A 23864-nucleotide genomic window follows, 5' to 3' on the forward strand; every position below is an offset into this window, starting at 1 on the left:
AGCAACGGCGGGACAATTGAAGCGCGTCTCTGATATAGTTCAGGGTTTTTCCGGTCGTCTATTTCCCGTGTCCACGTCTGCCGAACAGACTTCCCCGCTGGTTTCACTGCGCGACGTGCGCTTCGCCTACGGCGAGCGCGAGATCCTGCGCGGCATCGATCTGAGCGTGCATCGCGGCCAGGTCGTCGCCATCATGGGCGGCAGCGGCTGCGGCAAGACCACGCTGCTGCGGCTGATCGGCGGACAGTTGCGTGCGTCGGGCGGCACGGTCGAGGTCGAGGGGCGCAATGTCGCGCGCCTGTCGGGCAAGGATCTCTACGCCCTGCGCCGGCGCATGGGCATGCTGTTCCAGTTCGGCGCCCTGTTCACCGACATGAGCGTCCACGACAACGTCGCCTTTGCGCTGCGCGAACACACCGATCTGCCGGCCGACATCATCCACGACCTGGTGCTGATGAAGCTGCAGGCGGTGGGTCTGCGCGGGGCCGCGAAGCTCAACCCGGGCGAACTCTCCGGCGGCATGGCGCGGCGCGTGGCGCTGGCGCGCGCGGTGGCGCTCGATCCGATGCTGATCCTGTACGACGAGCCCTTCGCCGGTCTCGACCCGATCTCGCTCGGCATCATCGGGAAGTTGATCCGGCGCCTGAACGACGCGCTCGGGGCGAGCTCGGTGATGGTTACCCACGATGTGCACGAGTCCCTGGAGATCGTGGATTACATCTACTTCGTGTCCGATGGGCGCATCGTCGCGCAGGGTACGCCCGCCGAGATCCGTGCCTCGACCGATCCGTTCGTGCACCAGTTCGTCAATGCCGAGGCCGACGGGCCGGTGCCTTTCCATTATCCGGCGCCGCCGATCGACAGCCTGCTCGGCGCGGAGGGCGCATGAACGCAATCCTGTCCGCGCTGCGGCACATCGGCGCGCTGACCATCGACGGCATCTGGCGGCTGGGTTTCATCACCCGTTTCCTGTTCGCGGTGCTGATGCACTCCGGGCAGTCGCTGCGCCGCATCCACCTCACCATCCGCGAGCTCTATTTCAGCGGCGTGTTGTCGCTGCTGATCATCGTGGTGTCGGGGCTCTTCGTCGGCCTGGTGCTCGGCCTGCAGGGCTACGACATCCTGCAGCGCTACGGTTCGGCCGATGCGGTGGGGGTGATGGTGGCGCTGTCGCTGCTGCGCGAGCTCGGGCCGGTGATCGCCGGGCTGCTGTTCGCCAGCCGCGCGGGCTCTGCGATCACCGCCGAGATCGGCCTGATGAAGGCCACCGAGCAGTTGAAGGCGATGGACATGATGGCGGTCAACCCGATCGCGCGGGTTGTGGCGCCGCGCTTCTGGGGCGGCGTGCTGTCGATGCCGCTGCTGGCGGCGCTGTTCTCGGCGATGGGCATCTTCGGCGGCTGGCTGATCACCGTGGTGGTGATCGGCGTCGATGACGGCGCCTTCTGGTCGCAGATGCAGGCGGCGGTGGAATTCGAGTACGACGTGATGAACGGTGTGATCAAGTCCGCGGTCTTCGGTGCAGTGGTTTCGCTGATCGCGGTGTTCGAAGGCTACGATTGCCAGCCGACCGCCGAGGGCGTGTCGCGCGCGATCACCCGCACCGTGGTGACCTCGGCGCTGGCCATCCTGGCGATCGATTTCGTGCTTACCTCTTTCATGTTCCGGGGTTGATGATGAGTCGTACCGCGCTTGACCTGTGGGTCGGCATTTTTGTTGCGATCGGTTTCGCCGCGCTGGTGTTCCTGGCGATGAAGGTGGGCAATTTCTCGGGGCTGGACGGCAGCGCGACTTATCGCGTCGAGGCCCCCTTCGACAACATCGGCGGACTCAAGGTGCGAGCACCGGTGAAGAGTTCGGGCGTGCTGGTGGGGCGGGTAGCCAGCATCCGCTTCGACACCGAGATCTATCGCGCCGTGGTCGAACTCGAGGTCGACAAGCGCTACGCCTTCCCGGCCGACACCGCGGCGTCGATCCTGACCTCGGGTCTGCTCGGCGAGCAGTACGTGGGGCTCGAGGCTGGTGCCGACGTCGAGATGCTGAAGAACGGCGACCGCGTGCTGATCACGCAGTCGGCAGTGGTGCTCGAGAAGCTGATCGGTCAATTCATGTTCGATCGCGCCGCCGACGCGCCCCCGGCGCAGTAAGGCCATCAGGATTTCCGGAGAAAACAACAATGCCAAACGTCTTCCGCACTTCCCGTGCCGGCCTCGCCGTCACCGCGCTCTCGTTCACGCTGCTGGCCGGCTGCGCCACCACCGGCAACCCGGACGACCCGCTCGAGGGCTACAACCGGGCAATGTTCAGTTTCAACGACCAGGTCGACAAGGTCGCCATCAAGCCCGCTGCGCAGGTGTACGAGGCCGTGCTGCCGTCCCTGATGCGCACCGGGATCGGCAATGTGCTCGGTAACCTTGGCGATCCCTGGATCGGGCTCAACAACATGCTGCAGGGCAAGTTTGCCGAGGGCATGAGCGACCTGATGCGCTTTGCGCTCAACTCGACCTGGGGTCTGCTCGGCCTGCTCGACATCGCCAGCGAAGCCGGGCTGCCCAAGCACGACGAGGACCTTGGTCAGACGCTCGGGCGCTGGGGCGTGGGCGAGGGCGCCTACATCGTGCTGCCCTTCTTCGGGCCGCGCACGGTGCGCGACGCGGTCGCGCTACCGGCTGACATGATGGGCAACGAGCCTTTCAGCATCGACCACGTGCCGACGCGCAACACCGTGCTGGGTACGCGCATCGTGCATGGCCGTTCGGTATTGCTCGGCACCGAGCGCACGCTGGACGAGGCCGCGCTCGACCGCTACGCCTTCGTGCGCGACTTCTATCTCGAACAACGCCGTTACAAGGTCAATGATGGCCAGCAGGCGCGTGTGTACGAAGATTTCGACGACCAGTCCGCTGCGCCGCTCGGCGACGAAGTGGACACGGCTGCGGCCGCCGCAGTCGAACGCCTGGAACTCGTCGGTATCGGCGAACTGGCCTTCGATCGCGAGACCGCATCGTCAACTCACAGGAATTAAGAGCAAGACATGAATAAGCTGCTGAACCGTTTCCTCTTTCCGCTGCTGTGCCTGCTGTTCGTCGGCATCCTGCCGGCGGCCGCGGCAAGCGACACCAGGGCGCCCGACGCACTGGTCAAGGACGTCACCAACGAAGTGCTCGAGATCGTGCGTGCCGACAAGGCCATCCAGGCCGGCGACACCAAACGCGTGATCGAGCTTGTCGACGCCAAGGTGCTGCCGCATTTCGACTTCCGTCGCATGACCATGCTCGCCGTCGGTCGCGACTGGCGCCAGGCTTCGCCCGACCAGCAGATCAAGCTCACCGACGCCTTCCGCACCCTGCTCGTGCGCACCTACTCGAACGCACTGACCCAGTATCGCGACCAGCGCATCGTCTTCCCGCCCTCGCGTTTCGCCGCGGCCGACACCCGGGTGCAGATCCGTTCCGAAGTCATCCAGGCCGGTGCGCAGCCGGTCGGCATCGACTACATGCTCGAGAAGAGCGAGCAGGGCTGGAAGGTGTTCGACGTCATCGTCGCCGGCGTGAGCCTGGTCACCAACTACCGCAGCACCTTCGGGCAGGAGATCAGCCGTGGTGGCATCGACGGCCTGATCAAGTCGCTGGAAGATCGCAACCGCAGCCTCGCCGAACAGCATGGCCTGCATCAGGTCGAAGGCAGCCGCGGCGCATGAGCGCACAAGGCGGCGCGGTGACGGTATTTGCCCCGGCGGGTGAACTGACCATGGCGTCGGCGCCGGCGGTGCTCGAGGACGGCCGGCGGCTGGCGCGCGCTGGCGACCTGGTGGTGGATTTCGCGGGCGTCACGGTTGCGGATTCGGCGGCGCTGGCGCTGCTGCTCGACTGGATGCGCTGCGCCCGTGCGGCGGGAAACCGTCTGGCCGTTCGTAGTCTGCCTGCGGGCATGGCGAGCCTGGCGGCGCTCTACGACATCGATTCGCTGCTGCCGCTGGAGCCGCCGCAATGACCGTGGCTGCGATCCGCATTCACGGTGTCGTCAAGCACTATGGGGCGCTGAAAGCGCTCGGCGGCGTCGACCTGGAGATTGCTCAGGGCGAGTTCTTCGGCTTGCTCGGGCCCAATGGCGCGGGCAAGACTACGCTGATCTCGGCGCTGTCGGGGCTCGTGCGGCCGGACAGCGGCTCGATCGCAGTCATGGGTCACGACGTTGTCGCCGACTACCGCAACGCACGCCGCAATCTCGGCGTGGTGCCGCAGGAGCTGGTGTTCGACCCCTTCTTCTCGGTGCGCGAGCTGCTGCGCATCCAGTCGGGCTATTTCGGCATCCGCAGCAACGACGACTGGATCGACGAGATCCTCGCCAGCCTCGATCTCACCCACAAGGCCAACGCCAACATGCGCGCGCTATCGGGCGGCATGAAGCGGCGCGTGCTGGTGGCGCAGGCGCTGGTGCACCGGCCGCCGGTGATCGTGCTCGACGAGCCTACCGCCGGCGTGGACGTCGAGCTGCGCCAGGGCCTGTGGCAGTTCATCCGCAAGCTCAACCACGACGGCCACACCATCGTGCTCACCACGCACTACCTGGAGGAGGCCGAGACCCTGTGCGGGCGCATCGCCATGCTCAAGTCGGGCAAGGTGGTGGCGCTCGACACCACCGCAAACCTGCTGCAGCGTTTTGCGACCCACAGCCTGCGCGTGCGCCTGGCGAATCCGGCGTGTGCCATCGAACTCGGCGGTCTCGCCGGCGACGGCGGCTGGGTGGATTTCGCGTTCGACAGCTATGCGGATGTCGAAACCTTGCTCGCCCGCCTGCGTGAAGCGGGGGCGGGCATGACCGAGATGCAGCTCGGCGAGCCCGACCTCGAGCGCGTCTTCGTCGAGGTGATGCACCGTGCCTGATCGTTCGCCCACGTCCATGTCTGCACCGATGTACCCGTCCGCGCCGCGTATCGAACCGATGGCGCCGGAGTCGCCGTTCACCGGTTTTCGCACCCTGCTCTACAAGGAGACCTTGCGCTTCTGGAAGGTCAGCTTCCAGACCGTCGGTGCGCCGGTGTTGAACGCGCTGCTGTTCCTGCTCATCTTCTCGCACGTGCTCGACCGCCACGTCACCGTGTATGGTGAAGTCGCCTATACCAGCTTCCTGGTGCCCGGCCTGGTGATGATGTCGGTGCTGCAGAACGCCTTCGCCAACAGCTCGTCCTCGCTGATCCAGAGCAAGATCACCGGCAACATCATCTTCGTGCTGCTGCCGCCGTTGTCCTACCGCGAGTTCTACGCCGCCTACGTGATCGCCTCGACCCTGCGCGGCCTCATGGTGGGTGCCGGCGTGCTGGCGGTGTCGGCGGCCTTCGTCGAGGTACCGATGGCCAATCCGCTGTGGGTGCTCACCTTCGCGGTGCTGGGCGGCGTCATCCTCGGGTCGTTCGGCGTGATCGCCGGCATCTGGGCGGACAAGTTCGATCAGTTGGCTGCTTTCCAGAACTTCCTGATCATGCCGCTCACGATGCTGTCGGGCGTGTTCTACTCGATCCACTCCCTGCCGCAGTTCTGGCAGGACGTGTCGCATTTCAACCCGTTCTTCTTCATGATCGACGGGTTCCGCTACGGTTTCTTCGGTCAATCGGACACCTCGCCCTGGCTGTCGCTCGGCGTGGTGAGCCTGTGTTTCGTGGTACTCGCGGCGCTCACCCTGGCGATGCTCGCCCGGGGCTACAAGCTGCGTTCGTAAAGGATTCCAAATGTTTGAAGCAAGCGAGATCAAGCGTCTGATCGAGCAGGGTCTGCCCTGCGAATATGTCTTCATCGAAGGCGAGGATGGCGTGCATTTTCGCGGCATCGTCGTCAGCGCGACCTTCGAGGGCAAGATGAAGGTGCGCCAGCATCAGGCCGTGTATTCCACCCTCGGCCGCCTGATGGGCAACGAGATCCACGCCCTGCAGCTGCAGACCTTCACCCCCGCGCAGTGGGAAGAAGGTCGCGGCGAACTGGGGATGTGAGCGCTGAATGGACAAGTTGTTGATCGAAGGCGGCGCCCGCCTGACGGGCGAGATCGCCATTTCCGGCGCCAAGAACGCCGCGTTGCCCATCCTGTGCTCGGCCCTGCTGACCGCCGAGCCGGTGACCTTCACCAACGTGCCGCAGTTGAACGACATCGGCACCTTGCTCGACCTGCTCGGGCAGATGGGCGTGAAGATCGAGCGCGAGGGCAACACCGTCACGCTCGATGCCTCGGGCCTGAACAACCCGGTCGCGCCTTACGAGATGGTCAAGACCATGCGTGCGTCCATCCTCGTGCTCGGCCCGCTGGTGGCGCGCTGCGGCGAGGCGCGGGTGTCCCTGCCCGGTGGTTGCGCGATCGGTGCGCGACCGGTGGACCAGCACATCAAGGGCCTGCAGGCGATGGGTGCCGAGGTGCGCGTCGAGCACGGCTACGTGCATGCGACCGTGCCGCGCCTGAAGGGCGCGCGCCTGTTCACCGACATGGTGACGGTGACCGGTACCGAGAACCTGATGATGGCCGCGGCGCTCGCCGACGGCGAGACCGTGATCGAGAACGCCGCACGCGAGCCCGAGGTGGTCGACCTGGCCAACTGCCTGGTGGCGATGGGCGCGCAGATCTCGGGGGCCGGCAGCGACGTGATCCGCATCCGCGGCGTCGAGCGCCTGCACGGTGCGACCCACCGCATCATGCCCGACCGCATCGAGACCGGCACCTACCTGTGCGCGGCGGCGGTCACTGGCGGTTCGGTGCGCCTCACCGGCACGAGCTCGAGTTATCTCGACGCGGTGATCGACAAGCTCATGGATGCCGGCTGCGAGGTGGTGTCCGAGCGCGACGCGATCCGCCTGTCGGCGCCCGTCCGGCTCAACGCGGTGAGCCTGCGCACCGCGCCCTATCCGGCCTTCCCGACCGACATGCAGGCGCAGTTCATGGCGATCAACTGCGTTGCCAAGGGCGTGGCGATGATGCGCGAGACCATCTTCGAGAACCGTTTCATGCACGCGGTCGAGCTGCAGCGCCTGGGTGCCGACATCCGCATCGACGGCAATACTGCGGTGGTGCAGGGGGTGGCGAAGCTCGAGGGTGCGACCGTGATGGCCACCGACCTGCGTGCCTCGGCAAGTCTGGTGGTGGCCGGTCTGGTGGCCGAGGGCGAGACCGTGATCGAGCGCATCTACCACCTCGATCGTGGTTACGAGCGTCTGGAAGAAAAGCTCGCCGCGCTCGGCGCCAAGGTGCGGCGCCTGGCCTGAGCGCCAGTCCCGCCGAAACGGCGAACGACTGCATGAGCAGGCCCCGTGGGAGCGGGCTTGCCCGCGAATGCAGCGCCTGACGAGTCCCCGTTCGCGGGCAAGCCCGCTCCCACAGTGTCAGGCCAATACCTGCGCGTGCGCCGGCCAGGCTGCGGACTGAAAGCGCGAGCGCCCTATCAGAGCTCGAACTGGCCGTTGGCCTCGGGCTGCCAGGTGACTTCAATCACCTTCAGATGGATTTCCTTGCCGTCAGTGGCCTTCCAGTCGATCGACTGCCCGGCCGACAGGCCGAGCAGCGCGCTGCCGGCGGGCGAGAAGATCGACACGCGATGGGCTTCAGCGTTGGCGTCCTTGGGGTAGGCCAGCGTCAGTTCGTACTCGCGGCCGGTGCCTTCCTCGAGAAAGCGCGCGCGGCTGTTCATCGTGATGACGTCGGCGGGCATGTCCTGCGGCTCGCGCACGTCGGCGCGTTCGAGTTCCGCGCGCAGGCCGTCGAGGTCGCTGCGGCTGCGGAATGCGGGGAGGGTCAGCAGACCCTCGAGGCGCTCGAGGTCGTTGCTGGAGACGATGATCGACGGTTTCATGTTGGAGGCTTCCTGCTCGATGCGCGCGCCGGCTGTGCGGCGAAACAAAAGAAAAGGCCGAACCGCCACGTGCGGTTCAGCCAGTTGCCGCAGAGGTTAACAGAAGCGGCGCCGGGTTACAATGCGCGGTCCCCACGATCGAGGCTTTTCACGTGTCCAGCATCACGCTCGCCCTTTCCAAGGGGCGCATCTTCGAAGAGACGCTGCCGCTGCTCGCCGCTGCGGGCATCGTGCCCACCGACAATCCCGAATCTTCGCGCAAGCTCATCATCGGCACCAACCGGCCGGATGTGCGCCTGGTCATCGTGCGCGCCACCGACACGCCGACCTATGTGCAGTACGGCGCGGCCGACCTCGGCATCGCCGGCAAGGACGTGCTGGTCGAGCATGGCGGCGCGGGCCTTTACCAACCGTTGGACCTCGAGATCGCCCAGTGTCGCCTGTGCGTCGCGGTGCAGAAGGGCTTCGACTACGCCGCGGCCACCCGTCCGGGCGGTCGCATCCGCGTTGCCACCAAGTACATGAACGCCGCCAAGGCGCATTTCGCCGGCAAGGGCATGCATGTCGACCTGATCAAACTCTACGGCTCGATGGAGCTTGCACCCCTGGTCGGCCTGGCCGACGCCATCGTCGACCTGGTGTCCACCGGCGGCACCTTGCGTGCCAACAACCTGGAGGAGGTCGAGGACATCATGCCGATCAGCTCGCGGCTGATCGTCAACCAGGCCTCGCTCAAGCTCAAGCGCGAACTGCTGCAGCCGGTGCTCGACGCTTTTGCCGGCGCGATCAAATCGTAAGGACCCGTTCATGAGCCAGACCCCGATCCGCCGCCTCGACGCGCGCGAACCTGAGTTCCTGTCCACGCTGGATGCGCTGCTCGCCTTCGAGTCCGAAGCCGACGAGCGCATCAATACCGCGGTCACCGAGATTCTGCGTGCGGTGCGTACCACCGGCGACGCCGCGGTGGTCGAATTCACCCGCCGCTTCGACGGCCTGGACGTGCATTCGATGGCGGCGCTGGAACTGCCGAGGGCCGAGCTGCATGCCGCGCTCGACAGCCTGCCGTCCGATCAACGCGAGGCGCTGACCATCGCCGCCGACCGCGTGCGCGTCTATCACGAGCGCCAGAAGCTCGAATCCTGGGAGCTCACCGAGGCCGACGGTACCCGCCTGGGGCAGAAGGTGACCCCGCTCGACCGTGTCGGCCTCTACGTGCCGGGCGGGCGCGCGTCCTACCCGAGCTCGGTGCTGATGAATGCGATTCCGGCCAAGGTCGCCGGTGTCGGCGAACTGATCATGGTGGTGCCCACCCCGCGCGGCGAGAAGAACGCGCTGGTGCTGGCGGCGGCGGCGATCACCGGGGTGGACCGCGTGTTCACCATCGGCGGCGCGCAGGCGGTGGCGGCGCTCGCCTACGGCACGCAGACCATCCCCCAGGTGGACAAGATCGTCGGTCCGGGCAACGCCTATGTGGCCGAAGCCAAGCGCCGGGTGTTCGGCACGGTCGGCATCGACATGGTCGCCGGCCCCTCGGAGGTGCTGATCATCTCCGACGGTTCGGGGCACGCCGACTGGGTGGCGATGGACCTCTTCGCTCAGGCCGAGCACGACGAGCTCGCGCAGTCGATCCTGCTGTGCACCGACGCCGGCTTCATCGACGCGGTGCATGACGCGATCGACCGCCTGCTGCCCACCATGCCGCGCCGCGACACGATCGCAAAGTCGCTCGCCAATCGTGGCGCGCTGATCCACGTGGACAGCCTCGAGCAGGCCTGCGCGATCGCCAACCGCATCGCGCCCGAGCACCTCGAGTTGTCGCTGGACGACGCCGAGGCCTGGATCGACCACATCCGCCACGCCGGCGCGATCTTCGTCGGCCACTGGGCGGTGGAGGCGCTCGGCGACTACTGCGCCGGCCCCAATCACGTGCTGCCGACCATGCGCAGCGCCCGCTTCTCGTCGCCGCTGGGTACCTACGATTTCCAGAAGCGCACCAGCATCGTCAACATCTCGCAGGCTGGCGCCCAGCATCTGGGCAAGGTTGCGTCGATCCTCGCGCATGGCGAGGGTCTGCAGGCGCACGCGCGCTCGGCGGAGATGCGGCTGAAGGTTTGATCTTGCTGCCGGCGGATCGGAGCCGTTCCGCCGGCCAGGCTGGGAGCACGCTCAGCGGCCGAGAATGCCCTTGAACGCTTCGATCAGGGCATTGCACTGCGCATCCGTGCCCACGGTGATGCGCATGAACTGATCGATGCGCGGCGCCTTGAAGTGGCGCACGATGATCGCGCGCTTGCGCAACTCGGCGGTCAGCTCGGCGCCGTCGCGCTGTGGATGACGGGCGAAGATGAAGTTGGCGGCCGAGGGCAGCACCTCGAATCCGAGCGCCCGCATGTCAGCGACCAGCTTGTCGCGTGTGGCGACGACCTTGCGGCAGCTCGCCTGAAAGAAGTCCTCGTCTTCGACCGAGGCCACTGCGCCGGCAATCGCCAGGCGATCGAGCGGGTAGGAGTTGAAGCTGTTCTTCACCCGCTCCAGGCCCTCGATCAGGTCTGCATGACCGACCGCGTAACCCACCCGCAGCCCCGCGAGCGAGCGGCTCTTGGAGAAAGTGTGGGTGACGAGCAGGTTGGGGTGGCGGTCGACCAGCGCGATCGCGCTCTCGCCGCCGAAGTCCACATAGGCCTCATCCACCAGCACCACCACGTCCGGATTGCCGGCGACGATGCGCTCGACCTGGGCCAGCGCCAGCACGCGCCCGGTGGGGGCGTTGGGGTTGGGGAAAACGATCGCGCCGGGGCGCTCGGCGCCGGCCTGGCCCTCCTGCGGCAGGTAGTCTTCCACGCGGATCGAGAAATCCTCGGCGAGCGGGATCGTGCGCCCGGCGATGCCGTACAGCCCGCAATAAACCGGGTAAAAGCTGTAGCTGATATCCGGAAACCACAGCGCGCGGTCGTGCTTGAGCAGTGCCATGAAGGCGTGCGCAAGCACCTCGTCCGAACCGTTGCCAACGAAGATCTGCTGCGGCTGCACGCCGTGGCGCTTCGCGAGTGCGGCCTTGAGTGCGTCGGCGTTGGGGTCGGGGTAAAGGCGCAGGCCGTCGCCGGTGGCGGCACGGACCGCGTCCAGCGCCCTGGGAGAAGGGCCGTAGGGATGCTCGTTGGTGTTGAGCTTGACCAGGTTGTCGAGTTTGGGCTGCTCGCCCGGAACGTAGGGGGTCAGGCCGTGGACGACGGCGCTCCAGAAGCGGCTCATGCGGATATCTGCGGTTGAGGTGGAACGGATTGACGCGCACGCCTCGCGCGGCCGCTTTACGGGGCGAATCGGCAACGCGATAGCGCGACCGATCGCACGCCATAGGCTGCGCTTTGCGGCGAGTTTGCTGCGCGATGTTATCATGGCCGCGACCTTCATCCTTTGGCCAGAAGTCTCCCATGCGGCAAGCAGAAGTCACTCGCAACACCCTCGAAACGAAGATCACGGTGCGCATCGACCTCGACGGCACCGGCCAGGGCAAGCTCGATACCGGCGTGCCCTTCCTCGATCACATGCTCGACCAGATCGTGCGTCACGGGCTCATCGATCTCGACATCCACTGCGACGGCGACACCCAGATCGACGATCACCACACGGTGGAAGACGTCGGCATCACGCTCGGCCAGGCCTTCGCCAAGGCCGTGGGCGACAAGAAGGGCCTGCGCCGCTACGGCCACGCCTATGTGCCGCTCGACGAGGCGCTGTCGCGCGTGGTGGTGGATTTCTCCGGCCGCCCCGGGCTGCACTACTTCGTCAACTACACCCGTGCCCGCATCGGCAACTTCGACGTCGATCTGGCGCGCGAATTCTTCCAGGGCTTCGTCAATCACGCGGGGGTCACGGTGCACATCGACAACCTGCGCGGCGACAACGCCCACCATCAGTGCGAGACGGTGTTCAAGGCCTTTGCGCGTGCGCTGCGCGTGGCCGCCGAGCGCGACGAACGCGCCGCGGGCACCATCCCCTCGACCAAGGGCGCGCTCTGATTTCTTCCTTTTCGCGGCTGCGTCACGCGGCCGCCCTCCCGTTCAATAGCGAGTCAAGCCGATGACCACCGTGGCCATCATCGATTACGGCATGGGCAACCTGCGCTCGGTCGCCAAGGCAATCGAGCACGTGGCGCCCGGCCATGACGTGTTCGTCACCTCGGATCCGGCACGGGTTGCCGCTGCCGAGCGCGTGGTGTTTCCTGGCCAGGGCGCGATGCCCGACTGCATGCGCGAGCTCGATGCGCGCGGCCTGCGCCCGGCCGTGCTGGCCGCCGCGGCGAGCAAACCCTTCCTCGGCATCTGCATCGGCCAGCAGATGTTGTTTGCGCACAGCGCCGAGGGCGACGTACCCGGGCTCGGCATCCTGTCGGGCGAGGTGGTGCGCTTTCCCGAGGACCGCATGCAGGTCGCGGACGGCAGCCGGCTGAAGGTGCCGCACATGGGCTGGAACGAGGTCTGGCAGTCCGGTCCTCACCCGATGTGGGACGGCATTCCGGACGGCGAGCGCTTCTACTTCGTGCACAGCTATTTCGTCGTGCCCGCCGATGACGCGCTGACTGCCGCCGAGACTGACTATGGTCTGCGCTTTACCAGTGCGGTAGCGCGGGCTAATATCTTCGCGGCCCAGTTCCACCCGGAAAAGAGCGCCGCAGCAGGGCTTAGGCTCCTTGCAAATTTCATCCGCTGGCAGCCCTGAGCGTCGGCGGCCCGTCTCTAGACTCTGTCCCACTGAACTGATCCCCGTATGCTGCTGATCCCCGCCATCGACCTCAAGGACGGTCAATGTGTTCGCCTGAAACAGGGCGAAATGGACGACGCCACCGTGTTCTCCGAGGCGCCGGGTGCCATGGCGCGCCACTGGCTCGACGCCGGCGCCCGCCGTCTGCACCTGGTCGATCTCAACGGTGCCTTCGCCGGCAAGCCCAAGAATGGCGCAGCGATCCGCGCCATCACCGACGTGGTCGGCGAGGACATCCCGGTACAACTCGGTGGTGGTATCCGTGACCTCGACACCATCGAGCACTACCTCGACAACGGCATCAGCTACGTCATCATCGGTACCGCCGCGGTCAAGAACCCCGGCTTCCTGCACGACGCCTGCAGTGCCTTCCCCGGTCACATCATCGTCGGGCTCGATGCCAAGGACGGTAAGGTGGCGGTCGATGGCTGGTCAAAGCTCACCGGGCACGATGTGGTCGACCTGGCGAAGAAGTTCGAAGACTACGGCGTCGAGGGCGTGATCTACACCGACATCGGCCGCGACGGCATGCTTTCGGGCGTGAACATTGAAGCCACTGTACGCCTGGCGCGGGCGCTGCGCATCCCGGTCATTGCCAGTGGCGGCATCACCGATCTGCGTGATATTGATGCGCTCTGTGCGGTCGAGGACGAGGGCATCATGGGTGCCATCACCGGGCGTGCGATTTACGAGGGCACGCTGGATTTCGCTGCTGCCCAGGCGCGCGCTGACGAACTGAACGGTGTGACGGAATGACGCTCTCCGCCGAGTGCCGTTGATGCTTGCCAAGCGCATCATTCCCTGCCTGGACGTAAAGTCCGGGCGCGTGGTCAAGGGCGTCAATTTCGTCGAGTTGCGCGATGCGGGTGATCCGGTCGAGATTGCCCGCCGCTACGACGAGCAGGGCGCTGACGAGATCACCTTCCTCGACATCACCGCCAGTTCGGATGATCGCGACATCATTCTGCACGTGGTGGAGCAGGTTGCCGAGCAGGTCTTCATCCCGCTTACTGTCGGTGGTGGTGTGCGAGTGGTCGAGGATGTGCGCCGGCTGCTCAACGCCGGCGCCGACAAGGTCAGCATGAACACCGCTGCGGTGAACAACCCGCAGTTGGTGCATGACGCCTCGAGCAAGGTCGGCAGCCAGTGCATCGTGGTGGCGATCGATGCCAAGCAGACCGCGCCCGGCAAGTGGGAGGTCTTCACCCACGGTGGTCGCAACAACACCGGGCTCGATGCCATCGATTGGGCGCGCAAGGTCGCAGCGCTCGGCGCGGGCGAAATCCTGCTCACCAGCATGGACCGTGACGGCACCAAGAGCGGCTTCGACCTTGCGCTGACGCGTGCGGTATCGGAGGCAGTACGCATCCCGGTGATCGCCAGCGGCGGCGTGGGCACGCTCGAACACCTGGCAGAGGGTGTATCCGAAGGCCGCGCCGACGCGGTGCTGGCGGCGAGCATCTTCCATTTCGGACAGCACACCGTGCGCGAAGCCAAGGAACTGATGCGCGCACGCGGCATCGAGGTACGACTGTGAGTACGAACACGCGTTGGCTCAATGAGGTCAAGTGGGACGAGCACGGTCTGGTGCCGGTGATTGCGCAGGAAGCATCGACTGGCGACGTGCTGATGTTCGCCTGGATGAATCGCGATGCGCTGCAGCGTACCGCGGAGACCGGCGAAGCCATCTACTGGTCACGTTCACGCCGTAAGCTTTGGCACAAGGGTGAAGAGTCCGGCCACGTACAGAAGGTGCTCGATATCCGCATCGACTGCGACAATGACGTGGTGTTGCTCAAGGTCGAGCAGATTGGCGGCATCGCCTGCCACACCGGGCGGCATAGCTGCTTCTTCCAGAAGTATTTCGCCGATGGCCGCTGGGAGGCCGTCGAACCGGTTTTGAAAGACCCGCAGGAGATCTACAAATGATCGATATCGAAGTGCTGCATCGCGTGTCCGACACTCTGGCTGCGCGCAAGAAGGCCGATCCGGATTCCTCCTACGTATCCAGCCTGTACCAGAAGGGTAACGACGCGATCTGCAAGAAGGTCGTCGAAGAAGCTGCCGAGACCATCATGGCGGCCAAGGACAAGGACAGGCTGCACCTGGTGTGGGAGGTCACCGACCTGTGGTTCCACTCGATGGTGCTGCTTACGCATCACGGCCTGTCGGTGGACGACGTGCTCGCCGAGTTCCGCCGCCGCGAGGGCGTGTCGGGTATCGACGAGAAGAAGTCGCGCACCGCGCAGAAGGCCGGCACATGAGCGACTGCATCTTCTGCCGTATCGCACGTGGCGAGATTCCGTCGAAGAAGGTCTATGAGGACGAGCATGTCTTCGCCTTCCACGACATCAACCCGGTTGCGCCGGTGCATGTGCTGGTGATCCCGAAGGCGCACGTCGACTCGATGGCGCACCTTGGTGAGGAACACGAGGCGGTGATGGGGCGTCTGATGGTTGCTGCGGGCAGGATTGCACGTGAGCAGGGTTGTACCGACGGCTTTCGCACGATCGTGAACACAGGAAGAGTCGGATTGCAGGAGGTGTATCATCTGCACCTTCACATTCTGGGCGGCCCCAATCCCCTGCCGCCCATGTTGAAGCGTTAAGGAGAGCGGTATGGGTTCTTTCAGCATCTGGCACTGGCTCATCGTGCTGGTCATCGTCCTCTTGGTGTTCGGCACCAAGAAACTGCGCAACATCGGCTCCGATCTGGGTGGCGCGGTCAAGGGCTTCAAGGAAGGCGTCAAGGAGGGTGACGCGGGCGCGTCCAGCGATGCAAGCAACAAGATCGCTCAGGACCAGACCATCGAAGGCGAGGCGCGCGAAAAGGTCGACCAGAACCGGTCCTGAATCACGCGTCTCGACACCCGAGGGGCGCCCTGACCGGAGCGCCCCTTCGTTTTCACGCGGATCTTCACCGGTCCGTGTCTCGAGCGAGCACACATGTTCGACTTCGGTTTATCTGAACTCATGGTGATCGGCGTCGTGCTGCTGATCGTGGTCGGGCCCGAGCGCCTGCCCAAGGTCGCGCGCACTGCCGGGCATCTGCTCGGGCGTGTTCAGCGCTACGTGTCGGACGTGAAGTCCGACATCCAGCGCGAGATGCAACTCGAAGAACTGAAGAAGCTGCAGGAGCAGGTCAAGCACCAGGCGCAGGAGCTCGAATCTTCGGTTCGTTCCAGCATGGCAAACGTGGAATCGGAAGTCGGTCGTACGGCAGGGGAGGTGCGCTCGATGTTGCCCGATGGCGGCGGTGCGCAAGCTGCTGCGCCCGCATCTGCCGAGGCAGCGCCCGCGGTCACGACGCAGCCGGGTTCGGCCAGCGGCAGCCAGCTGCTCGCTCACGATCGCCCGGTTGCGGGTGACGCCCGCCCGCAGCTTGAGCTCGGACTCGATGCGTCCGCTCGCCCCGACGTCAGCGCAGACAAGAACAAGGTATGACGGCACAACAGGAAACCTTCATCGCGCATCTCATCGAGTTGCGCGACCGCCTGATCCGCGCGCTGCTTGCACTCGTCGTCATATTCGTGTGCCTGATGCCGTGGGCGGGAGATATCTACGACATCCTCGCCAAGCCGATGATGGACACGCTGCCTGCAGGCACGAACATGATCGCCACCGGCGTCGTGACGCCGTTCTTCGTGCCGGTCAAGGTCACGATGATGGTCGCTTTCGTGCTGGCGCTGCCCTGGGTGCTTTACCAGGCCTGGGCCTTCATCGCCCCCGGCCTGTATGCGCACGAAAAGCGCCTGGCGTTGCCGCTGGTCCTCGGCAGCACCCTGCTGTTCCTTCTCGGCATGGCTTTCTGCTACTTCTTCGTGTTCGGAACGGTGTTCAAGTTCATCGCCGAGTTTGCGCCCAAGAGCATCGTGCCGGCGCCAGACATCGAGCAGTACCTGTCCTTCGTGATGTCGATGTTCATGGCTTTCGGCATCACCTTCGAGGTGCCGGTGGTGGTGATCGTCATGGTCAAGGCCGGCATCGTGGATGTGGCGAAGCTCAAGGAGGCGCGGCCCTACGTGATTGTGGGCGCCTTCGTGATCGCAGCGATCATCACGCCGCCCGACGTGATCTCGCAGTTCATGCTTGCGGTCCCGATGTGCCTGCTTTACGAACTGGGCATCGTGCTCGCGAACATGTTGAGCAAACCGTCGCCGCAGCAGGAAGCTGCTGCCGAATATGTGCCGCCGTCGATCGAGGACATGGACAAGGAGCTCGACCGCATCGAGGCCGACGAGCAGGGGGGCGGCAAGGGTTGAGGCGCGGACGCAGACAATTCGCCGTGTAATCGCACGTTGATCGGCCATCGGCCGGTTCCGTACGGAAATTTCGTTACGTCTCAGCGGTTTGCCGCCGGAATCGGGCGCCTGCCGACATCGACGATCAGGTCGAGTTCTTCGATGCCACGCCGCACCCTGAACAGGGCACTTTTTCCCGGCGGCAATGCGGCGACCATGTCGAGCATTGCCCGCGGGTCGCGCACGGACTGGCCGTCGAGTGCAATCAGCACGTCGCCCGGACGCACCCCGCCGCGATCTGCCGGACTCCCGCGCAGCACGCCGGCGATGAGTGCGCCGACGGTATCGCGGTAGCCGAAGGATTCGGCCAGTTCAGGCGTCAGATCCTGGATCTCCACCCCAACCCAGCCGCGCACGACTTCGCCGGTGGCGACGATCTGTTCGAGCACGTTGCGCGCGATCGACACCGGAATTGCGAATCCGATGCCGAGCGAACCGCCCGAGCGCGAGTAGATCGCGGTGTTGATGCCGACCAGATGCCCGGCGCTGTCGACCAGCGCCCCGCCCGAGTTGCCCGGGTTGATCGCGGCGTCGGTCTGGATGTAGTTTTCGAAGGTGTTGATGCCGAGCTGGCTGCGGCCGAGCGCCGAGACGATGCCCATCGTCACCGTCTGCCCTACACCGAAGGGATTGCCGATCGCCAGCACGACGTCGCCGACCGCGAGGCTGTCGCTTCCCGAGAAGGTGATCGCCGGCAGCACGGCGCCGCTCTCGATGCGCAGCACGGCGAGGTCTGTTTCCGGGTCGCGGCCGATCAGCTTGGCCGGGAACTTGCGCCCGTCGTTGAGCGCGATCTCGATCGAGTCGGCGGTCTCGATGACGTGGTTGTTGGTCAGCACGTAGCCGTCCGGGCTGACGATGACGCCGGAGCCCAGGCCCGATTCGCGCTGGCTGGGGTCATTCTCCGGACGCTCGCCGAAGAAGTGGCGGAACACCGGGTCGTCGAATAGCGGATGACGCTGGCTGCGGCCGGCCTTGCTGGTGAAGATGTGCACCACCGCGGGCATCGATTGTTGTGCCGCTGGCGCATACGACCCCGCCGCCGGGCTGCGCTCGGCACCAGCCGGTGCCTCGAGGATGGCAACGACGGCCGCAGGCGAGGCGTTGCGCAGCCATTCGGGTTTCAGCGTGTTGAGCACGAACAGTACCGCGACGCTGACGGTCACGGCCTGCGCGAAGATGAGCCACAAGCGGCGCATAATGTGGGGCTTCAAGGACGAAGGTCACGAACGCGGCGCTCGGGCCCGAGGCCCTCAAGCGCTGCCGTTCGCATCATGGGAGGAGGCTGCATGCAACTCATCGAGCTCAGGAACCACCTCGATACCCTGCTCGACGCCCCGCGGTTCAAGGATTATTGCCCAAACGGTCTGCAAGTGGAAGGACGGCCAGAAGTGGCTCGCGTGCTCTGTGGCGTGACCGCGAGCCAGGCGCTGCTCGACCGCGCGGTCGCCGGTGGTCATGACGCCGTCTTCGTGCATCACGGCCTGTTCTGGAAGGGTGAGGATGGCCGTGTCACCGGCTTCCGGCGGCGGCGCCTGCGCGCCCTGCTGGTCAACGACATCAACCTGTTCGCCTATCACCTGCCGCTGGACGTGCATCCGGAACTCGGCAACAACGCCCAGTTGGGCAGGCGCATGGGCTGGCAGGGAGAGGGGCGCTTCGCCGATCAGGACCTGGGCTGGATCGGCCGCCCGCGCGATCCGGGCCAGTGCGCGCAAGCCATTGCAGGCGCGCTGGCGCAGACGCTCGGGCGTGCACCGCTGCTGGTCGGCGACGGCCAGCGCGCGGTCCATCGGGTGGCGTGGTGCACCGGTGGCGCCCAGGGCTACTTCGAGCAGGCCATCCTGGCCGGCGCCGATCTATACGTGTCGGGCGAGATCTCCGAGCAGACGGTGCATCTGGCGCGCGAATCGGGTGTGCCCTACATCGCGGCCGGCCACCATGCGACCGAGCGCTACGGCGCGCAGGCCATCGCGGCCTACCTTGTCGACGAACTCGGCCTGCAGGCGGAGTTCGTCGATCTCGACAATCCGGTCTAGCGCCCCGTCTGCAGCTTGTCGTCAGGGCGAGGGCAGGGGCCGAGGTCTTCCTCGAGGATTGCCGACAGGGTCAGGATCTCGTCGATCACCGTGAACGGGAAGCCGGCACGCGTACCGCCCCGGTTGTCGCGCAGGAGCTGCTGAAGGTAACGCTGGCATGCCGTGGTGCGCCAGCTCTTCTGCAGTGCCGCGGTGATGTGCGGCAGGTCCTCGAGGCTGGTGCGTGCGGCGCGCAAGTCCTGATAGTTGTCCCAGTTGACTGCGCTCACGTTGAAGGTCTTGTTCAACTCGCCAGCGATGGTCTCGAATTCCGCCCGCAGCCCTGCGCTGCGGTAAACCTCCAGCAGCTTCAACCAGGGGGTCACGGCTTCCCGTGGGTTGCCGCGAATGAATTCGGCGAGGGTTTCGGCTGCACCCTGCACGCGGCCGAAGCTGATCATGATGTCGGCGAGTTCGATGGCCGATTTATGCTCCTCCACCACCGCGGCGTCGCGCGACGCCTGATTGTGCGTGGGTGCAGGCACGGCGCGGTGGCCTGTCGCGGAATTGATCGCATCATCGGCGACGCGCGCATTCGTGGCCGTATGGGGTGGCGCCCCGCGTTCGGATGTGGGCGCGGCCGGCTGCGCCGTCCGTGCGGCGGTGCTCGCCGTGCGGATGTCGGCGCTCGGGTGGTCGCCACGGCGGCGCCGCAGCAGCACGGCCGCCAGCAACAGGGCGGCGATCCCGAGGCCGGAGAACAGATAGAGGTCATTCGCCGGCGAAGCCGACGAGGTCGAGACATCGGGCGCGGCCGGCGGCATCGGAGTCCCCGCAGCCGCCGGTGTGATTGCGCTTGCCTGCAGTGCGGGGGCCTGGGGGGCGGCAGCGAGCGTATTGCGCAGACGGGCCTCGAGTCCGGCCTGCAGTTCCTCCAGCTCCTTGATGCGCGCGAGCAGCTCCATCTCGGCGATGATGCTGCGGTCGATGGCTGCGGCCAGTTCGCGCTCACGGCTGAGCAGGCTGGCGGCGCGGTCGTCGCCTGCCGAACCTTCGCCTGAATCAGCGGATGCCTTCGTTGTCAGCGCCGCCGACGATGCGGGCGCGACGGACTTGTCGACGACCACCCGATCCCCGGTGTCTTGCGCGGCCTGGGCAGCGACCTGGGCGGGCGGGCTTGCCGCAGGTGGCGTCGCGGCCCTGTCCGTGGCGGCGTCAGCGACCTGGCGCAGATTCGGGATCACGACGCGGGTGCCGGCTGGCAGAGGCTGGTTGTAGGTGCCCGGATTCGCGAACAGCCCTGGATTGGCGGCGGCCGTGGCCTGGCTGAAGCGTTCGCGCGCGGTCGGGTCGTCGGGGTAGAGCGCCTCCCCGAGCGACTCCAGCGAGTCGCCCGCGGCCGTGCTCCAGGTGCGGGCGGCCGCCTTCTGCGCGCGGGGCTTGGCCGGCCGGGTGGGGGCGCTGCGCTGCGTCGCGGGGGCGGCTCGCGTTGCCGCGGGCTTGCGCGTCGGCGCCACGGAAACGGGAGCGCTCACCGGCTTTGCCGCGGTGAACGGCATCAGCAAGGTGTATTCGCGGCGCAGGCGCGTCTCGCACACGTTCTCGAGCGCAAGCTGAACCACCGGATCGTGGATGGTGCGATCGTCGCGCACGACCAAGCGGGCGTCGGAACCCTTGCCGACGATACTCACGCGACCGGTGGCGAGCGTGGGTAGGCCCGCAGTGGAGTCCACCGGCATCACCACCCTGAAACAGCTTGCCTGCACGGTGCCCTCGCCCATGAGTCGGATCTCGGCACGGAAGCGCTCGCCCAGTGCGGACAGGGCCGTAACCTCGCCAAGTGCGGCGGCATATGTGGCAGGGGTGAGGGTGAGCAGTGCTGCGGCAACAGCGATGGCTAGCGGTATACGTCTCGTATTCATTGTCCGCGCGTCCGGCGGTGGGTTGGCAGGTGGTTTGCTTTTAGCAGACTCCCTACGGCCACTCCAGCAACTGTTCCGCAGATTGCCGATTGAATCTCGCGCGCCGTGACAGGTTCCGCACTCCGGGGCGGAGGCCGCGCCAGGGGAGACGATCGGGGGCGCCGGGAAAATCGGCTAAGATCGCGTTTCCATACGTTCACGTACGTTCAGGATCGCCATGCCCTTACCTGCTCCCGCCTCGCCGCGACGCCGTGCTCATGTCCGGCGCATCGAGATCGAAGGTTTCTTGCGCGAAGATGGTCTCTACGAGCTCGACGCTTCGCTCAATGACGTCAAGGACGTCGACTACCCGCTCGCTTCCGGTTTGCGCCCTGCGGGGGTGCCCGTGCATCTGATGCGCGTACGGGTGACGCTCGATGCGGCGTTCAATATCGTCGATGCGCATGCCTGTTCCGATGGGGTGCCTTACCCGGGGCAGTGCGACACCATCGGTCCGGCCTACAGGAAACTGATCGGGCTGAATCTGGTGCGCGGTTTCCGGCGCACGGTCGGCGAGATGTTTGCCGACGTGCGTGGGTGCACGCACCTCACCGAGCTGTTGCTGTCGCTGCCGACCGCGGCGATCCAGACTTTCGCCACCTTCCGGCGCGACAACGAGGACTCGCCGGAGAAGCCGTTCCAGCTCGACCGCTGCCATGCGCTCGAGAGTTCGGCTGAGGCGGTGCAGCGTTATTACCCGAGGTGGCATCGCCCTGCCGGCCGCTCGGGGTGACGCGGGGCGTACCGGCGCGACTCGTCGACGCGGCCGTTCGGCTGTGCACTGCGCAAAACTGAGTATAATTATGGAGTCTTGCGGTCGGGGAGGGTTCAAGCCCGGCCTGCGGGTCGGGTCGGGGGGTCCCGATTCATGGCGGTGGGCGACGGTCGAGGGAGACGGCGCTCGTCGTGGAGCGCGCGCTCCGAAGCATGCCATCAACCTGTTCGCGGCGGCTGCCGCCGTCGCGGCTTCGATCGAAGGGCAACCATGAAGATTCATGAGTATCAGGCAAAAGAACTACTGAGGAAGTATGGCGTCGTCACGCCGCGCGGTTTCCACTGCGTGTCCGTGGATGGTGCAGTCAAGGCAGCCGAGGAACTCGGCGGCAAGATCTGGGTTGTGAAGGCCCAGATCCACGCCGGCGGCCGCGGCAAGGGTGGTGGCGTCAAGCTCGCCCGCTCGCTCGACGAAGTGCGCCAGCACGCCAGCGACATCCTCGGCATGCAACTGGTCACCCACCAGACCGGCCCCGAAGGCCAGAAGGTGCGCAACCTGCTGATCGAGGAAGGCGCCGACATCAAGAAGGAATACTACGTCGCCGCGCTGACCGACCGCGCCACGCAGAAGGTCGCCATCATGGCCTCCTCCGAAGGCGGTATGGACATCGAGGAAGTCGCGCACAGCACCCCCGAGAAGATCCTCAAGGAGTTCGTCGATCCGCTCGTCGGCCTCACCGACGCCCAGGCCGAGAACCTGGCCCGCGGCATCGGCGTGCCCGAGGCTTCGGTCGCCAAGGCGGTCGATGCGCTCAAGCGCCTGTACACCTGCTACATGGAAACCGATGCCTCGCTGGCGGAAATCAACCCGCTGATCCTCGAAGGCAACGGCAACATCAAGGCCCTGGACGCCAAGTTCAACTTCGACTCCAACGCCCTCTACCGTCACCCGGAAATCGTCGATTTCCGTGACTTCGACGAAGAAGACGCCGACGAGATCGAGGCCTCCAAGTTCGACCTCGCCTACATCAGCCTCGACGGCAACATCGGCTGCCTGGTGAACGGCGCCGGTCTCGCGATGGCCACCATGGACACGATCAAGCTGTTCGGCGCCGAGCCGGCCAACTTCCTCGACGTCGGCGGCGGCGCGACCACCGAGAAGGTCACCGAAGCCTTCAAGATCATGCTCAAGAACCCCAAGGTCAAGGGCATCCTGGTCAACATCTTCGGCGGCATCATGCGCTGCGACACCATCGCCGCCGGCGTGGTCGCCGCGGCCAAGGAAGTGCATCTCTCCGTCCCGCTCGTGGTGCGCATGAAGGGCACCAACGAAGACCTCGGCAAGAAGATCCTCGCCGAGTCGGGTCTGCCGATCATCACCGCCGACACGATGGCGGAAGCTGCGACCAAGATCGTCGCCGCGGTCAAGTAAGGAGAGCTTCGAATGTCCATCCTGATCAACAAAGACACCAAGGTCATCACCCAGGGCATCACCGGCAAGACGGGTCAGTTCCACACCGAGAAGTGCCAGGAATACGCCAACGGCAAGAACTGCTTCGTTGCCGGCGTAAACCCGAAGAAGGCGGGCGAGAAGATCTTCGACATCCCCATCTACGCCTCGGTCAAGGAAGCTGCCGCTGAAACCGGCGCCACCGTGTCGGTGATCTACGTGCCGCCCGCAGGCGCGGCCGACGCCATCTGGGAAGCTTGCGAAGCCGACCTCGACCTGGCGATCTGCATCACCGAAGGCATCCCGGTGCGCGACATGCTGATGGTGCGCAACAAGATGAAGAAGAAGGTCGAGGCGGGCGGCAAGGAAACGCTGCTCCTCGGCCCCAACTGCCCCGGCCTGATCACGCCCGACGAGATCAAGATCGGCATCATGCCCGGCCACATCCACCGCAAGGGTCGCATCGGCGTGGTGTCGCGCTCCGGCACGCTGACCTATGAGGCCGTGGCCCAGCTCACCGAGATCGGCCTCGGCCAGTCCTCGGCGGTCGGCATCGGCGGCGACCCGATCAACGGTCTCAAGCACATCGACGTGATGCGCATGTTCAACGACGATCCGGACACCGACGCGGTGATCATGATCGGCGAGATCGGCGGTCCGGACGAAGCCGAAGCTGCGATGTGGTGCAAGGCCAACATGAAGAAGCCGATCGTCGGCTTCATCGCCGGCGTCACCGCCCCGGCCGGCAAGCGCATGGGTCACGCCGGTGCGCTGATCTCCGGTGGTGCGGACACCGCCGACGCCAAGCTCGCCATCATGGAAGAGTGCGGCT

The 23864-nt window shown here is 65.8% G+C and carries 30 protein-coding genes; 26 read left to right on the forward strand and 4 right to left on the reverse strand.

Going from position 1 to position 23864, the window contains the following annotated elements:
• Positions 1–67 precede the first annotated feature (67 nt).
• Genes RBT54_RS09395 through murA form a run of 10 tightly spaced genes read left to right on the forward strand, consistent with a single transcriptional unit; the run spans position 68 to position 7244 of the window.
• Positions 68–889 carry an ABC transporter ATP-binding protein gene (locus RBT54_RS09395; RefSeq protein WP_320366477.1) on the forward strand — a complete coding sequence of 274 codons (822 nt, stop codon included), beginning with the start codon at positions 68–70 and terminating at the stop codon, positions 887–889.
• Positions 886–1674, forward strand: a complete 789-nt coding sequence (gene mlaE, locus RBT54_RS09400; protein WP_320366479.1) for a lipid asymmetry maintenance ABC transporter permease subunit MlaE — start codon at positions 886–888, stop codon at positions 1672–1674. Before RBT54_RS09395 ends, mlaE begins: the two co-directional genes overlap by 4 nt.
• 2 nt (positions 1675–1676) lie before the next feature.
• Positions 1677–2147 carry an outer membrane lipid asymmetry maintenance protein MlaD gene (mlaD, locus tag RBT54_RS09405; RefSeq protein WP_320366540.1) on the forward strand — a complete coding sequence of 157 codons (471 nt, stop codon included), beginning with the start codon at positions 1677–1679 and terminating at the stop codon, positions 2145–2147.
• Positions 2148–2176: 29 nt separating this feature from the next.
• Complete coding sequence (locus RBT54_RS09410; RefSeq protein WP_320366483.1) at positions 2177–3025, forward strand: VacJ family lipoprotein; 849 nt, start codon at positions 2177–2179, stop codon at positions 3023–3025.
• Positions 3026–3034: 9 nt separating this feature from the next.
• Positions 3035–3700 carry an ABC transporter substrate-binding protein gene (locus tag RBT54_RS09415; RefSeq protein ID WP_320366485.1) on the forward strand — a complete coding sequence of 222 codons (666 nt, stop codon included), beginning with the start codon at positions 3035–3037 and terminating at the stop codon, positions 3698–3700.
• On the forward strand, positions 3697–3993 hold the full coding sequence (locus RBT54_RS09420; RefSeq protein WP_320366487.1) for an STAS domain-containing protein: 297 nt from the start codon (positions 3697–3699) through the stop codon (positions 3991–3993). Before RBT54_RS09415 ends, RBT54_RS09420 begins: the two co-directional genes overlap by 4 nt.
• Entirely contained in the window at positions 3990–4886 is an 897-nt protein-coding gene (locus RBT54_RS09425) for an ABC transporter ATP-binding protein (RefSeq protein ID WP_320366489.1), read from the forward strand. Before RBT54_RS09420 ends, RBT54_RS09425 begins: the two co-directional genes overlap by 4 nt.
• A 58-nt stretch (positions 4887–4944) precedes the next feature.
• Positions 4945–5718: an ABC transporter permease gene (locus RBT54_RS09430; RefSeq protein WP_320366541.1), complete on the forward strand. Its 774-nt coding sequence runs from the start codon at positions 4945–4947 to the stop codon at positions 5716–5718.
• 10 nt (positions 5719–5728) lie between these two features.
• Entirely contained in the window at positions 5729–5986 is a 258-nt protein-coding gene (locus RBT54_RS09435) for a BolA family protein (RefSeq protein WP_320366491.1), read from the forward strand.
• A gap of 7 nt (positions 5987–5993) precedes the next feature.
• Positions 5994–7244, forward strand: coding sequence for a UDP-N-acetylglucosamine 1-carboxyvinyltransferase (gene murA, locus RBT54_RS09440; protein ID WP_320366494.1), 1251 nt, complete (start codon positions 5994–5996; stop codon positions 7242–7244).
• 176 nt (positions 7245–7420) lie between these two features.
• Here the strand turns inward: murA and rnk are convergent, their stop codons facing one another.
• Complete coding sequence (rnk, locus tag RBT54_RS09445; RefSeq protein ID WP_320366495.1) at positions 7421–7828, reverse strand: nucleoside diphosphate kinase regulator; 408 nt, start codon at positions 7826–7828, stop codon at positions 7421–7423.
• Positions 7829–7980: 152 nt separating this feature from the next.
• On the opposite strand from rnk, the gene hisG reads away from it, so the two are divergent.
• Together hisG and hisD are read left to right on the forward strand one after the other, a co-directional pair.
• Positions 7981–8625, forward strand: coding sequence for an ATP phosphoribosyltransferase (gene hisG, locus RBT54_RS09450; protein ID WP_320366497.1), 645 nt, complete (start codon positions 7981–7983; stop codon positions 8623–8625).
• A gap of 10 nt (positions 8626–8635) precedes the next feature.
• Complete coding sequence (gene hisD / locus RBT54_RS09455) at positions 8636–9943, forward strand: histidinol dehydrogenase (RefSeq protein ID WP_320366499.1); 1308 nt, start codon at positions 8636–8638, stop codon at positions 9941–9943.
• A gap of 51 nt (positions 9944–9994) precedes the next feature.
• Here hisD and hisC read toward each other — a convergent pair whose 3' ends face one another.
• Positions 9995–11080: a histidinol-phosphate transaminase gene (gene hisC, locus RBT54_RS09460; RefSeq protein ID WP_320366501.1), complete on the reverse strand. Its 1086-nt coding sequence runs from the start codon at positions 11078–11080 to the stop codon at positions 9995–9997.
• Positions 11081–11259: 179 nt separating this feature from the next.
• Here hisC and hisB point away from each other — a divergent pair, with 179 nt between their 5' ends.
• The 10 genes from hisB (at position 11260) to tatC (ending at position 16850) form a co-directional block, all read left to right on the forward strand.
• Positions 11260–11847, forward strand: a complete 588-nt coding sequence (gene hisB / locus RBT54_RS09465) for an imidazoleglycerol-phosphate dehydratase HisB (protein WP_320366503.1) — start codon at positions 11260–11262, stop codon at positions 11845–11847.
• 61 nt (positions 11848–11908) lie between these two features.
• A complete protein-coding gene (gene hisH, locus RBT54_RS09470; protein WP_320366505.1) occupies positions 11909–12547 on the forward strand; it encodes an imidazole glycerol phosphate synthase subunit HisH in 639 nt (212 codons plus the stop codon).
• 48 nt (positions 12548–12595) lie between these two features.
• The gene (hisA, locus tag RBT54_RS09475) at positions 12596–13345 is read left to right on the forward strand and encodes a 1-(5-phosphoribosyl)-5-[(5-phosphoribosylamino)methylideneamino]imidazole-4-carboxamide isomerase (protein WP_320366507.1); all 750 of its coding nucleotides are present in this window, start codon (positions 12596–12598) and stop codon (positions 13343–13345) included.
• A 19-nt stretch (positions 13346–13364) separates the two neighbouring features.
• Positions 13365–14126 carry an imidazole glycerol phosphate synthase subunit HisF gene (gene hisF / locus RBT54_RS09480; protein ID WP_413788434.1) on the forward strand — a complete coding sequence of 254 codons (762 nt, stop codon included), beginning with the start codon at positions 13365–13367 and terminating at the stop codon, positions 14124–14126.
• Positions 14123–14518, forward strand: a complete 396-nt coding sequence (gene hisI, locus RBT54_RS09485) for a phosphoribosyl-AMP cyclohydrolase (RefSeq protein ID WP_320366512.1) — start codon at positions 14123–14125, stop codon at positions 14516–14518. Before hisF ends, hisI begins: the two co-directional genes overlap by 4 nt.
• Positions 14515–14853: a phosphoribosyl-ATP diphosphatase gene (locus tag RBT54_RS09490; RefSeq protein WP_320366514.1), complete on the forward strand. Its 339-nt coding sequence runs from the start codon at positions 14515–14517 to the stop codon at positions 14851–14853. The genes hisI and RBT54_RS09490 overlap by 4 nt, the downstream gene beginning before the upstream one ends.
• A complete protein-coding gene (locus RBT54_RS09495; protein WP_320366516.1) occupies positions 14850–15197 on the forward strand; it encodes a histidine triad nucleotide-binding protein in 348 nt (115 codons plus the stop codon). Before RBT54_RS09490 ends, RBT54_RS09495 begins: the two co-directional genes overlap by 4 nt.
• A 10-nt stretch (positions 15198–15207) precedes the next feature.
• Positions 15208–15441: a Sec-independent protein translocase subunit TatA gene (gene tatA / locus RBT54_RS09500; protein WP_320366518.1), complete on the forward strand. Its 234-nt coding sequence runs from the start codon at positions 15208–15210 to the stop codon at positions 15439–15441.
• A gap of 93 nt (positions 15442–15534) precedes the next feature.
• The gene (gene tatB, locus RBT54_RS09505) at positions 15535–16032 is read left to right on the forward strand and encodes a Sec-independent protein translocase protein TatB (RefSeq protein WP_320366520.1); all 498 of its coding nucleotides are present in this window, start codon (positions 15535–15537) and stop codon (positions 16030–16032) included.
• Positions 16029–16850, forward strand: coding sequence for a twin-arginine translocase subunit TatC (tatC, locus tag RBT54_RS09510; RefSeq protein ID WP_320366522.1), 822 nt, complete (start codon positions 16029–16031; stop codon positions 16848–16850). Before tatB ends, tatC begins: the two co-directional genes overlap by 4 nt.
• A gap of 80 nt (positions 16851–16930) precedes the next feature.
• Here tatC and RBT54_RS09515 read toward each other — a convergent pair whose 3' ends face one another.
• Positions 16931–18088 (reverse strand): Do family serine endopeptidase, encoded by a 1158-nt coding sequence (locus RBT54_RS09515; protein ID WP_320366543.1) that lies wholly within the window; start codon positions 18086–18088, stop codon positions 16931–16933.
• A gap of 90 nt (positions 18089–18178) precedes the next feature.
• Here RBT54_RS09515 and RBT54_RS09520 point away from each other — a divergent pair, with 90 nt between their 5' ends.
• A complete protein-coding gene (locus RBT54_RS09520) occupies positions 18179–18928 on the forward strand; it encodes a Nif3-like dinuclear metal center hexameric protein (protein WP_320366524.1) in 750 nt (249 codons plus the stop codon).
• Here the strand turns inward: RBT54_RS09520 and RBT54_RS09525 are convergent.
• Complete coding sequence (locus RBT54_RS09525; protein ID WP_320366526.1) at positions 18925–20829, reverse strand: hypothetical protein; 1905 nt, start codon at positions 20827–20829, stop codon at positions 18925–18927. The genes RBT54_RS09520 and RBT54_RS09525 overlap by 4 nt on opposite strands.
• A gap of 217 nt (positions 20830–21046) precedes the next feature.
• Between RBT54_RS09525 and RBT54_RS09530 the strand changes: the two genes are divergently transcribed.
• The 3 genes from RBT54_RS09530 to sucD form a co-directional block, all read left to right on the forward strand.
• A complete protein-coding gene (locus RBT54_RS09530) occupies positions 21047–21601 on the forward strand; it encodes a DUF2889 domain-containing protein (protein ID WP_320366528.1) in 555 nt (184 codons plus the stop codon).
• A gap of 252 nt (positions 21602–21853) precedes the next feature.
• Entirely contained in the window at positions 21854–23014 is a 1161-nt protein-coding gene (sucC, locus tag RBT54_RS09535) for an ADP-forming succinate--CoA ligase subunit beta (protein ID WP_320366530.1), read from the forward strand.
• A gap of 12 nt (positions 23015–23026) precedes the next feature.
• Positions 23027–23864, forward strand: an 838-nt coding sequence (gene sucD / locus RBT54_RS09540; protein ID WP_320366532.1) for a succinate--CoA ligase subunit alpha, incomplete at its 3' end; no start/stop codon positions are given.

Source organism: Thauera sp. (assembly GCF_034003485.1).
Classification (GTDB): Bacteria; Pseudomonadota; Gammaproteobacteria; order Burkholderiales; family Rhodocyclaceae; genus Thauera.